At 59.4% G+C, this 12,474-nt stretch carries 6 protein-coding genes; 5 read left to right on the forward strand and 1 reads right to left on the reverse strand.

Annotated features, from left to right (window positions below):
- Nucleotides 1-29: 29 nt before the first annotated feature.
- From FHC51_RS00100 to FHC51_RS00120, 5 genes are all read left to right on the forward strand, one after another.
- Nucleotides 30-1,679, forward strand: a complete 1,650-nt coding sequence (locus tag FHC51_RS00100) for a ShlB/FhaC/HecB family hemolysin secretion/activation protein (RefSeq protein ID WP_375373813.1) — start codon at nt 30-32, stop codon at nt 1,677-1,679.
- Nucleotides 1,679-2,227 (forward strand): toxin-activating lysine-acyltransferase, encoded by a 549-nt coding sequence (locus FHC51_RS00105; protein WP_220434637.1) that lies wholly within the window; start codon nt 1,679-1,681, stop codon nt 2,225-2,227. Before FHC51_RS00100 ends, FHC51_RS00105 begins: the two co-directional genes overlap by 1 nt.
- Nucleotides 2,220-10,730: a hemagglutinin repeat-containing protein gene (locus FHC51_RS00110; protein WP_220434638.1), complete on the forward strand. Its 8,511-nt coding sequence runs from the start codon at nt 2,220-2,222 to the stop codon at nt 10,728-10,730. Before FHC51_RS00105 ends, FHC51_RS00110 begins: the two co-directional genes overlap by 8 nt.
- 1 nt (nt 10,731) lies before the next feature.
- Nucleotides 10,732-11,241, forward strand: coding sequence for a DUF2247 family protein (locus FHC51_RS00115; RefSeq protein ID WP_156239639.1), 510 nt, complete (start codon nt 10,732-10,734; stop codon nt 11,239-11,241).
- 440 nt (nt 11,242-11,681) lie between these two features.
- Complete coding sequence (locus tag FHC51_RS00120) at nt 11,682-12,164, forward strand: hypothetical protein (protein ID WP_156239640.1); 483 nt, start codon at nt 11,682-11,684, stop codon at nt 12,162-12,164.
- Nucleotides 12,165-12,379: 215 nt separating this feature from the next.
- On the opposite strand, the gene FHC51_RS00125 is transcribed toward FHC51_RS00120, so the two are convergent.
- A partial coding sequence (locus FHC51_RS00125) for an IS1 family transposase (protein WP_000306640.1) occupies nt 12,380-12,474 on the reverse strand: 95 nt, incomplete at its 5' end.

Genomic DNA, 12,474 nt, shown 5'->3' on the forward strand with positions numbered 1-12,474 from the left:
TGAAAGCCCGACATAATATCGCCCTGATAATGGCGACAGCCTCTGGTCTGCCTTTAATGTTCTCTGCCCACGCGGCACCACCTGATAATCAATTTATTATTCAGCAGCAGCGCCAGAGAGCATTAGAGGAGCAATTAACCCCGCCGGTCCCCGATGTGCGCCTTTCAGAACCGTCGTCCGGTTCTGGTAACATTGCCTTCCCGACCGAAACGCCCTGTTTTCCGATTAACCGCGTCGAACTGAGCGGCGAGGAGGCCCTGCCCCACTGGCTGCCGTTGCAGCGTATCGCGGACCAGGCGCAGGGGCGCTGTCTGGGCGGCAAGGGCATTAACCTGCTGATGAGCACCCTGCAGAACCGCATCGTCGACCACGGCTGGATCACCACCCGCGTGCTGGCCCCGTCGCAGGATCTGAAGAGCGGCACCCTGAAGCTGGCCATCGTGCCGGGCACTATCCGCCACGTGAAGCTGACCAAAGAGAGCGACGACTATATCCAGCTCTACAGCGCCTTCCCGGCTCACGAAGGTAACCTGCTGGATCTGCGCGATATTGAACAGGGGCTGGAAAACTTACAGCGCCTGCCAACGGTCGAGGCCAGTATGGAGCTGCTGCCAGGGGAAAACCCGGGCGAGAGCGACGTGGTCATCACCCGCAAGCAGAGCAAAATGTGGCGTATCGGCCTCTCGCTGGACGATGCCGGGACCGAAACCACCGGGCGCTACCAGGGCGGCGTGACGCTGTCGCTGGATAACCCCTTCTCGCTGAGCGATCTGCTCTACGTCTCTGCCAGCCACGATCTGAACGACAAGGGCGGCAAAGGGAGTAAAAACGTCACCGCTCACTACTCGGTGCCCTTCGGCTACTGGATGCTGGGCGTCACCGGCAGCGACTACGACTACCACCAGACCGTCGCCGGGCTGAACGAGGATTATCGCTACAGCGGTAAAAGTAAAAACCTCGACATTCAGCTTAGCCGCGTGCTGCATCGCAGCGGCTCGCAAAAAACCACCTTCTCTTACGACGTGCTGGCGCGGGAGACCCGCAACTATATCGACGACACGGAAGTGGGCGTTCAGCGCCGTCAGACCGCGGGCTGGCGCATCGGGCTGGATCATCGCCACTACATCGGCCAGGCGACGCTGGATGCGGGCATCAGCTATCAGCGCGGCACCCGCTGGTTTGGTGCCCAACCTGCGCCGGAAGAGTACTGGGGCGATGCCACTGCGCTCAGCAAAATTACCCTGCTGAGCGCCCAGCTCGACCTGCCATTTGCCATCGGCACGCAAAACTTCCGCTACAACGTGCAATACCTGCGCCAGATCAGCAACACGCCGCTGACGCCGCAGGATCAGTTCGCCATCGGCAACCGCTGGACGGTGCGCGGCTTTGACGGCGAACGCACCCTCAGCGCCAGCCACGGCTGGTACGTGCGTAACGACGTGGCCTGGCGCACGCCGCTGCCGAACCAGGAATTCTATCTGGCCGCTGACTACGGCGAAGTGGGCGGTTACAGTTCCGATCTCCAGGTGGGTAAACACCTGGCAGGCGGCGTGGCGGGCCTGCGCGGTAACGCCTTTAACACCGGCTACGACCTGTTCGCCGGGACGCCGTTCTCGAAGCCGGACGGCTTTGAAACCAGCGATCTGACGCTCGGCTTTAACCTCAACTGGAGCTGGTGATGCGCGTCGGAGATCTGGATATCAAAGCGCCGCTGATCCTCGGCGGTGAGGAGAGCGAGGCCGAAGTGCTGGGCGCCACCGTCTGGCTGTGGATGCACTCCCCGATGCACCGGGACGCCCCCCTGCACGCCCTGCCCACCCTGATGCTGCCGATCATCAAGCGCCGCCAGTACGTGCTGGTGAGCGAAAACGACCGTCCGGTCTTTTTCCTCAGCTGGGCCTGGCTGAACGAGGAGGCGGAAGCCCGTTACCTCACCCGCCCCGCTATTGAGATGCGAGAGGCGGACTGGGACTGTGGGGATCGGATCTGGTTCTGCGACTGGATCGCCCCCTTCGGCCATACCGCTGCGATGTACAACCTGATGCGTCGCGATATCTTCCCCGACCACGTCTGCCGCGCGCTGTATCACCGCGGCGCGGCGCGTGGCAAGCGCGTGATGCTGTTCCATGGCAGCCACGTCAGCCGTCAACGCGCCAGAGAGTGGCAACAGAATCACCCGCTCGCCGTGAGCCTGCCGGAAGCGTTTAAAGGAATGAACCATGAATAAGAACCTGTACCGAATTGTCTTTAACAAAGCGCGCGGCATGCTGATGGTGGTGGCGGATATCGCCCGCTCCGGCCGCGCCGGTTCGTCCCGTTCTTCCGGCATTGGCCATACCCACAGCCAGCTTATCGGCAAGGTGAGCGCCTTAAGCTTTAGCCTGTGGCTGGCGATGGGGGCCGTGCAGACGGCGCAGGCCACTATCGTGGCCGACGCCGGTGCGCCAAAAAACCAGCAGCCAACGGTCATCAACAGCGCCAACGGCACGCCGCAGGTCAATATCCAGACGCCATCTGCTGCCGGGGTGTCACGTAATAACTACACCCAGTTCGACGTGGACCAGAAAGGGGCGATCCTCAACAACTCGCACAAAAACGTGCAGACCAATATCGGCGGCATGGTGGCGGGCAACCCGTGGCTGGCAAAAGGCGAAGCTAAAGTGATCCTCAACGAGGTGAGCTCCCGCGACCCGAGCAAACTGAACGGCATGATCGAAGTGGCCGGTAAGAAAGCCCAGGTGGTGATCGCCAACCCGTCAGGCATTACCTGTAGCGGCTGCGGCTTTATCAACGCCAACCGCGCCACCCTCACCACCGGCCAGCCGCAGATGAAAGACGGCGCGCTGACCGGGTTTAACGTCGAACGCGGCGAAGTGGTGGTCGAAGGCGCGGGGATGGACACCTCCGGCGCGGATTACACCGACATCATCGCCCGCTCGGTGAAGGTTAACGCCGGGCTGTGGGCCAACGATCTGAAGGTCACCACCGGGCGTAACAAGGTGGATGCCGCCCACGAGACGATCGAAAAAGGCAGCGACGATCCTGCCACCCGCCCGCAGCTGGCGGTGGACGTGGCCAGCCTCGGCGGCATGTACGCAGGCAAAATCCGCATGGTCGGCACCGAGAGCGGCGTCGGGGTACGTAACGCCGGGGCCATTGGCGCCCAGGCGGGCAGCGTGACGATCTCCGCTGACGGACGGATTGAGAACAGCGGTACCCTGCGCGCTGGCGACAGTGCCAGCCTGCAAACCGCAGGGGAAGTGAACAACAGCGGCGTGATGACCGCCGCGAATAACGTCCGGGTGAGCGCGGCCAGCTTCACCGGCAGTCAGCAGAGCGTGCTGGCCGCCGGGGTAAAAAGCGACGGCACGCTCGCCGACGCGGGCGATCTGGACATTCGCACCCGCGGCCAGCTAAGCGCCCACGGGCAAACCCTGGCGGGCGGCAATCTCAGCGCCCGCGGCCAGGGGGTGGACGTCAGCGGCAGCCAGACCCAGGGCAAACGCGTACTGCTGGACGGCGGCGCGGAAGGCGTGAGCACCGCCAGCGCGAAGATCAACGCCAGCGAACTGACTGTGCGTACCGGCAAAATGCTCAATAACAACGGCGGCACGCTGGGGGCGGAGACCATCAGCGTCAGCGCCCACGACCTCAGCAACCAGAAAGGCAACATCGTCCAGCGCGGCAGCAGCACCCTGGCGGTAGACCTGCCGGGCATCCTCGATAACCAGCAGGGGCAGATTGGCGCGGCGAACGGCGTGCAGCTTAAGGCCGGGACCCTCGACAACACCGCCGGGCAGATCGTGGCGGTAGCGGGCAACACCCGGATTGAGGCCGGGAGCGTAAACAATCAGCAGGGGTTGATCTCCGCTAGCGCGGGTGACGGCGAGATTGCCAGCCGGCAGGCGGTGAACAACGCCAGAGGCCGCATTGAGGCGGCGAAAACCCAGCGCATAAGCGCCGCAAGCCTCGACAACCAGCAGGGGGTGATTGTCGCCGACGGCGCGACACTGGCCCTGAATGAATTTGATAACCGTTCCGGCTCCCTGCTCTCTCAGGGCTCCCTTAGCCTCGAGAGCGGCGCGCTGAATAACCAGCGCGGCTTCCTGGCGAGCGAGGGCGATTTTAGCCTGAGCGCGGGGGCTATCGACAACACCGACGGGCAGATTGGCGCGAACCGGACGTTAACCGCCGGGTTCGACACCCTCACCAATAACGGCGGCGCGCTGAAATCGGTCGGAGCTATGACCCTCAGCGGCGGCCTGCTGGATAACAGCCAGGGGACTACCTTCTCCGGCGACAGCCTGAATTTCAACGGCGGCACGCTGAACAATACGTCCGGGCAGCTGGCTGCGACAGGGAGCCTGTCGCTGGGCACCTCGCAGCTCATCAATAATATAGGCGTGCTGCAGGGTGACGGCGTGGCTGTCACCTCCGGCACGCTGGATAATAGCGCGGGCACCCTGAACAGCCTGGGGGCGCTGAACCTCTCGGCGGACAACGTGAATAACCAGGCTGGCACCCTGGCGGCCAGCGGCGCGGCGGAGATCGCCGCCACCAGCCTGGATAACCGCAACAATGGACGCATCATTGGCGAGGCCGATACCGCCCTGCATACCGGTAACCTGCAGAACGGCGGCGGAGAGATCCAGTCGGTGGGCGACCTGCTGCTCGACAGCGCCCAGGGTATGGTGGATAACGTCTCCGGGCTGATCCGCAGCGGCAAAAACGTGACCCTCACTGCCCTGGAATTTGTTAACACCAGTACGCTCGGCGAGAACCAGGGGCTGGAGGGCCAGAGCCTGGAGCTGAACACCGGGAGTCTGGATAACCAGCGCGGCAGTATCCTGGCGAATAACACCCTGAGCATCAATAACAGCGGCGTGCTGAACAACGGCGCGGGGGTGCTGGCCTCGGGCGATACCCTGGATCTCAGCGGTAGCGCCCTGAACCTGCTGAACGCGGGCGGCACCCTGAAAGCGGGTAAAGCGCTGCGCGTGGAGGCTCAGTCTCTGGATGCCAGCGGCCAGCTGCTGTCGCTGGGGGATATGACGCTTCACAGCAACAGCGGCGTGAATAACAGCGGCACCACCCTCGCCAACGGCAACCTGACGTTCACCACCGACGGCGATCTCACCAACAGCGGCCAGCTAATGGCGGGCAGCGTGCTGGACGTGCAGAGCGCGAACCTCACTAACCTCGCCAGCGGTGAAATCAACGCGGGCAGCACCACCCTGACGGCCAGCGGCACGGTACGCAACACCGGCCTGATCGACGGGATCGCCACCCGCATCAACGCCAACACCCTGACCAACACCGGCACCGGGCGGATTTATGGCGACGCGGTGGGCGTCAATACGATCACCTTTAACAACCTCGCCGAAAACGGCACCGCGGCGACGCTGGCCGGTCGCGAGCGCGTCAACCTCGGCGTGCAGACCCTGAATAACGCCGACCACGGCCTGATCTACAGCGCGGGCAGCATGAGCATCGGCGGCGCGCTGGATGATAACGGCGCCGTCACTGGCCGCGCCGCGACCATTAACAACCACAGCTCGACCATTGAATCCGCCGGGGATATGGCGATTGCCGCCGGGCAGATCAATAACATCAACGACCACTTCTCCACCGAGGTGGTGCGGGTGTCGCAGGAAGAGCTCACCGACTATCAGCACACGGGCTCAACCAACCGCTGGAGTTCGACAGAAAAAGGCGTCTGGGTGGATGACAACTCTTCCGACGGACTGCGTAACCTGAATACGCCAGAAGACAGCGGCGCAAATAACGACAACTTCAACCAGTACGACTACACCCGCACCATTGACGAAACGCGCATCAAAGAGAGCGACCCGGCGAAGATCCTCGCCGGAGGTAACCTGCTGATGACCGGCGACAAGCTGTTTAACGACAAGAGCCAGGTGATCGCGGGCGGCACCCTGGCAATCGACCAGATGGGCAGCGTGAAGAACGAGGACGTGCCCGGCAAGCGTTACACCACCGATGAGGGCACCGTCACCCACTACTACCGTATTCGCCACAAAGGCGACGATGAACAAGGGCGCGACCGCACGGCATACACCCCGCCCACCACCATTCAGGACATCTCCCTGAAGCCGGGCCAGCTGATCAGCAACGGCAGCGTGGAGGGCAGCAACCTCAGCATCACCCCGCGGGTAGTGCAGGGAACGGACGTGACCATTGGCCAGGCCGCGGGGGTAAAACCCGCCCCGCAGCAGACCGTTTCGCCGGGCGAGCCGGTGACCCCGCCTGCCGGACAGCAGTTTGAAGTGACCCCGGCCGACGGCGCGATCCGCATTATCGGCCCCAACACCACCCTGCCGGACAACAGCCTGTTCAAGGTGAACCCGTCGGCGGAGGTGCCGTACCTGGTGGAGACCGATCCGCGCTTCACTAACGAGCGCCAGTGGCTCGGCAGCGACTATATGCAGGACGCCTTTACCACCGACGGCGACAACACGCTGAAACGGCTGGGGGATGGCTACTACGAGCAGCGCCTGATCCGCGAGCAGGTGATTGGCATCACCGGCCAGCGCTATCTCGACGGCTACAGCAACGACGAAGAGCAGTACAAGGCGCTGATGGATCGCGGCATCACCTTCGGCAAGCAGTACGACCTGAAGATTGGCGTGGCGCTGACGCCAGAGCAGATGGCGCTGCTGACCGGGGATATCGTCTGGCTGGTCAACACCCGGGTGAAGATGCCGGACGGCTCTACCGAGAACGTGCTGGTGCCGCAGGTCTACGCCAAAGTGAAACCGGGCGATATCGACGGCTCCGGCGCGCTGATTGCCGGGAACAACGTCTCCATCAAGCTTAACGGCGACCTGTTTAACCGCGGCACCCTTGCCGGGCGCAAAGTCCTGCAACTGGACGCCGACAACATCACCAACCAGACCGGCACCATCCAGGGGGCGGACGTCAACCTCAACGCGCGCACCGATATCAACAATATCGGCGGTGCCATCGTGGGCGACAGCAGCCTGCTGGCCAGCGCCGGACGCGACATTAACCTCACCAGCACCACCCTCAGTGCCGACAGTGTGAACGGCGAGAACCGCTTCGCCCGCACCACCATCGACAGCGTCTCCGGCATCTACGTGCAGGGCGACGACGGCAAACTGGCCTTGCAGTCCGGGCGGGATATCACCCTGACCGGCGCACAGGTGATCGCCAGCGGCGAGAACGGCAAAGCGCAGCTGGTGGCCGGGCGGGATATGACCCTCAACGATCTCCAGACCGCCAGCCGCGATAGCCTGGTGTGGGATGGAGACAACAGCCTGAAACAGGGCCAGACCAACAGCATCGGCAGCGAGGTCACCGGCAAAGGCGACGTGACCCTGGCAGCCGGGAATGACCTCAACGCCCGCGCCGCTGCCCTCTCCGCCGGACAAGCACTTAACGTCAGCGCCGGGAATAACCTGACCCTGACGGCGGGTGAAAACACCCAGAATCTGGACGAACGGCATAAAGTGGTGGGTGGCAACGGCTGGCTGTCGAAAACCACCACCACCACCCGCGACCAGATCGCCCGTCAGACGGTGCAGAGCAGCGAGCTGAACGGCGACACGGTAAACCTCACCGCCGGAAACGATCTCACCGTCCGCGGTAGCAACGTGGCGGGCACGGGGGATGTGGCCCTGCTGGCAGGCAACAACCTGAGCGTGGAGACCCAGGCCGAACGCAATAATGAGCTGCACCAGAAGCAGGAGAAAAAATCGGGGCTGCTGAGCTCGGGCGGGATCGGCTTTAGCGTCGGCACCCGGAGCATCAAAACCACCGACACCGGCGCGGACGCGACCCAGGCGGGCAGCACCGTCGGCAGCGTCGACGGCGATCTGACCCTGCGCGCAGGGGATCGCCTGACGGTAAGCGGCTCGGATCTGGTGGCGGGTCAGGACATGACGCTCACGGGTAAAAACGTCGACATCACGGCGGTGAACAACCGCAGCCAGCAGACCCACGAGGTAGAACAGAAAACCTCCGGGCTGACCCTGGCGCTCTCCGGCACCGTCGGCAGCGCGCTGAACAGCGCCGTCGAGGCCTCCCAGCAGGCGAAATCCTCCGGCAGCGGCCGCCTGCAGGCGTTGCAGGGCGTGAAGGCCGCGCTCTCCGGCGTGCAGGCTGCCCAGGCCGCACGCATGGACCAGGCGCTGGGGGCAGACAAATCAAACACCAATACCGTGGGCATCAGCCTCTCTTACGGCAGCCAGTCGTCGAAATCGACCCAGTACAGCGAGCAGAACACCGCCCAGGGCAGCACGCTTAACGCCGGGCGCGATCTCAGCGTTGTCGCCACCGGCAGCGGCGCGCGCGGCGCCGACGGGGATCTGACCGTGGAAGGCAGCCAGCTGAAGGCGGGCAACGATCTGACCCTCGCCGCCAACCGCGATCTGTATCTGCGCTCTGCGCAAAACACCCAGCTGCTGGATGGCAAAAACGAGAGCAAGGGCGGCAGCGTCGGGGTGGGCATCGGGTACGGCTCCGGCGGCGCGGGCATCAACATCTCCGCCAGCGTCAACCGCGGCAAGGGTAACGAGAGCGGCAATGGCACCACTCACAGCGAAACCACCGTGGACGCGGGCCGCCAGGTGAATATCCTGACCGGACGTGACGCCACCCTGACCGGGGCGCAGGTGAGCGGCGAAACGGTAAGAGCGGATATTGGCCGCAACCTGACCCTCACCTCCGAGCAGGACAGCGATCGCTACGACTCGAAGCAGCAGAACGCCAGCGCGGGGGGCAGCTTCAGCATCGGCTCCATGACCGGCTCGGCCAGCGCCAACCTCAGCCGCGACAAGATGCACAGCAACTACGACTCTGTCGTGGAGCAGACCGGGATCTTCGCCGGCAAAGGCGGCTACGACGTCACCGTGGGCGAACATACCCAGCTCAACGGGGCGGTGATTGGCTCAACGGCTACCGCTGACAAAAACCGTCTCGATACCGGCACCATTGGCTTTAGCGATATCGAAAACCGCGCCGACTTCGAGGTGGAACACCAGAGCGTGGGCATGAGCACCGGGGGCAGCATCGGCAGCCAGTTTGCTGGCAACATGGCGAACGGCCTGCTGGTGGGGGCCAACCGCGACGGGCATGACAGCAGCACCACGCACGCCGCAGTATCGGACGGCTCCCTGATTGTCCGCGATCAGGATCGTCAGGTTCAGGATGTCAATCAACTCAGCCGCGACGTGGAGCACGCCAACCAGACCCTCTCCCCTATCTTCGACAAAGAGAAAGAGCAGGAGCGACTCCAGCAGGCGCAGCTGATCGGCGAGATTGGCAATCAGGTAGCGGATATTGCCCGCACCGAGGGGAGCATCCGCGCCACCAACGCGGCGAAGGAGAAGCTGAAAAACGTCAACGCGCAGGATTTGCAGGAAGCGAAAGCGGCGTGGGAAAAAGCCAATCCGGGCAAAACCGCGACGCTGGAAGATATTAACGGCCAGATCTACCAGACGGCGTACAACGATGCGATGAATGCTTCCGGCTTTGGCACCGGCGGGGAGTATCAGCGGGCGATTCAGGCGGCGACGGCGGCGGTTCAGGGCCTGGCGGGGAGCGATCTCAGCGCGGCCCTCGCGGGCGGTGCCGCACCGTACCTGGCTGATGTCATTGGGCACCGCAGCGGGTTGAGCGACGAGGGCAAAGTTGCCGCGCACGCGGTGGTCAACGCCGCGCTGGCCGCCGCCCAGGGGCAGGACGCGCTGGCGGGTGCCGCCGGAGCCGCCACGGGCGAGCTGGTGGGGATGATCGCCACCGAGATGTACGGGAAACCGGCCGACGAGCTGGACGAAACCCAGAAGCAGACGGTCTCTGCGCTGGCGACGCTGGCGGCGGGCTTATCCGGTGGACTGGTGGGCGACAGCTCTGCGTCTGCTGTGGCGGGGGCGCAGGCGGGTATGACCACGGTTGAGAATAACTATTTGAGCCAGAAACAACAGGCTCAGAGAGATAAAGAAATTGCCGAATGTCAGACTTTAGCTTGTAAGGCAGGCGCACAGGCTAAATGGACTGCGATTGACCTTGGACAGGATGGCAGCTTTGCAGCAGGGATGATCGCAGGCGTGCCGGCAGGACTGTATGATGCCGTTGACGGTATCGTAAAGGTCGGGGCAAATCCGCAGCAAACTTACGAAGCGCTGAAATCACTGTTTAACAGTGGCGATGTGTTAGGTAACGTTTCAGATGCGATAAAGCAGTCTTATATAGATCGTATTGACCATATGGAAGCAGAGTATAAGAAAGCTGGCGCAAGTGGTTCGTTTAATGCGGGGGTCGAAGGTGGCAAGCTGGTTACCGATATAGCTGGACTGCTTGCTGGTGGTGCAGGGGTGGTGAAAAACGGCGTCGTTCTCACGCAGAAGATTGTTGTGAAAACCACGAGTATGGTGGAAACAGCATTAAAATCTTCGGTTGTTAATAAAATTCTTAAAGCAGACAGAATTGGTAGTGGTTTAAAACCCGATCCCACTCATCGGGGGGCAAGTTATCTGAGCCGGGAGCAATTGATGGAGGGAAAAGTTTTCACGCTCAAAGGGGGTGATGGTGTAGAAAGAAAACTTCTTCAGGCTGAAGGTTCCTTTAATGATAAGAAAGGTATATATGAGTATATCTATGATAAGCAAGGGAACGTAACACACCAAAGATTTATTGAAAATGGTAAGATAACAGGTCTTCCTAATCAACGGCCACCGAAGGATAAGTGACATGACGTTATATCCGGTACCCTATGATTTTATTGTTGAAAATGCTCATCTTTCATGGTGTGAGGTGAAGTGGGGTTATGAAAATAATCTCATTGCATCAGACGTGCCCATAAAAATGGCGGAACAAATAGTCTTAACGGGAAGTTATGCTGATTCTGAACTTGAATTATCATTCCTTATGCCTGACAGTTCAAATCAGGTGTCTCTCTTTTTAGAGGAATTGTGTACAGGGTTTGAGCAAGAAAATGACTCGACGATTAGGCAAAAATGGTTGTTTATTGTTCTAAGCTGGCTTTGGAAAAATCGTGATAGTTTTGCAGATCCATTATCTGAAGTTGAAATTATTTATGCAGATTTTGACTACCCCACTGAAATAGAGGGTTTTGTTAAATATATGCCTGCTTCTGATGGATATGATCCATCAACGCATTCTCAGATGGAAAATATGAATCATTTAATGGAGAACTGGATGAATTATTTAGAAGAAAAGTTTGTCGAGTATAAAAAGTAAACATCCTAAAATCTGTGTCGGCACTTCAGAATGTCCCGTTTCAGGTTTTCAGGTAAGGAAGGCCCGATCATTAGCATCGGGCTATCAGGTTTTTCAGACATTTAGTCAAATGAAAAACAGCACTAAATCGTTTATTCACCTTGTTTACCTGTGCTGCGCAATAGGTCTGGCCGTGTTCATCCTGACGCTCCCTGGCCGTTTAGTCGGCGCAGGATTAGCATGGAACGTGAAGGAGGGTTTTCCTTTCTCTTTCAAGGACGTGTGGATATGTCTTGAGTTAACCTGGCTGGGGCTCCCTGCGGGTTTGATCATCTAGTTTTTTTATCACCGGTAAAAGCCAGGGCGGTATTAAGATAGCTCCAGTTTAACTGAATCTAATCTATCAATGATGGGCCGTCAGTAGAGAAACGATTAACCACAATGAAGACAAGAAACTTTAAATGACAAACAGAACTGTTAGCGAACTACAGGCGGGATTAGAGCGTAATCTGTTAAACGGCTATGTCGAATCCAATTCATTTAACGATCCGAATGAGGATGCTCTGGAATATCTGGGCATGCTGCTCGTGGAAGATCAACCCACGGCGCTAAAGTATTGCCAGAGATTTTTGCAGCAGTCCCAGGCCAATGATGAACTAAAATCAGCCGCACTTGATTTTTTACTACTGTCCAGTGAATGGAGTTTCGCGTATCAGTATCTTTATAGCCAGGCGGAAAGACTTTCTATCCCGGAACTTGAAAAGGCGTTTTTTTATTTTTATTGTGATAAAAACGAAGCCGCACCTCATCCCGTTCCCGAAGGGCTATTCACAAAATTGTTAGCACGATACGAGATTGTTAAGAATGAGCCCGATGCTTATTTTTATCATCTTCATGAAGCCTATAATGACTTTGTTGAAACACTTTCTGATAGGCGTAATTGACTTTAAATTGCCTGGCACTTTGTTAGCGGAATTTTGGCTATAAATTTGTTCTTTAACAAACAAGATATATTATAGTTGAGAAGTACACGCCAGATGGGGTTATAAAATGACAGTGGAATGGGCTAGTTTTATAGATGTTCTTGGTGAAAGGGAAGATTCTATTGGAGTTAACAACCTGTGTCATGCTATCGGTGAATCCCGGTAATGACTCCAACTTACTGATAGTGTTTTATGTTCAGATAATGCCCGATGACCTTGTCATGCAGCTCCACCGATTTTGAGAACGACAGTGACTTCCGTCCCAGCCTTG

The sequence above is a fragment of the Leclercia sp. EC_58 genome, from assembly GCF_019584355.1.
GTDB lineage: Bacteria > Pseudomonadota > Gammaproteobacteria > Enterobacterales > Enterobacteriaceae > Enterobacter.

What these genes read in the sequence shown, in the direction of transcription:
- FHC51_RS00100 (WP_375373813.1), top strand. Translation starts at nt 30, where the DNA reads ATGGCGACAGCCTCTGGTCTGCCTTTAATGTTCTCTGCCCACGCGGCA.
- FHC51_RS00105 (WP_220434637.1), top strand. Translation starts at nt 1,679, where the DNA reads ATGCGCGTCGGAGATCTGGATATCAAAGCGCCGCTGATCCTCGGCGGT.
- FHC51_RS00110 (WP_220434638.1), top strand. Translation starts at nt 2,220, where the DNA reads ATGAATAAGAACCTGTACCGAATTGTCTTTAACAAAGCGCGCGGCATG.
- FHC51_RS00115 (WP_156239639.1), top strand. Translation starts at nt 10,732, where the DNA reads ATGACGTTATATCCGGTACCCTATGATTTTATTGTTGAAAATGCTCAT.
- FHC51_RS00120 (WP_156239640.1), top strand. Translation starts at nt 11,682, where the DNA reads ATGACAAACAGAACTGTTAGCGAACTACAGGCGGGATTAGAGCGTAAT.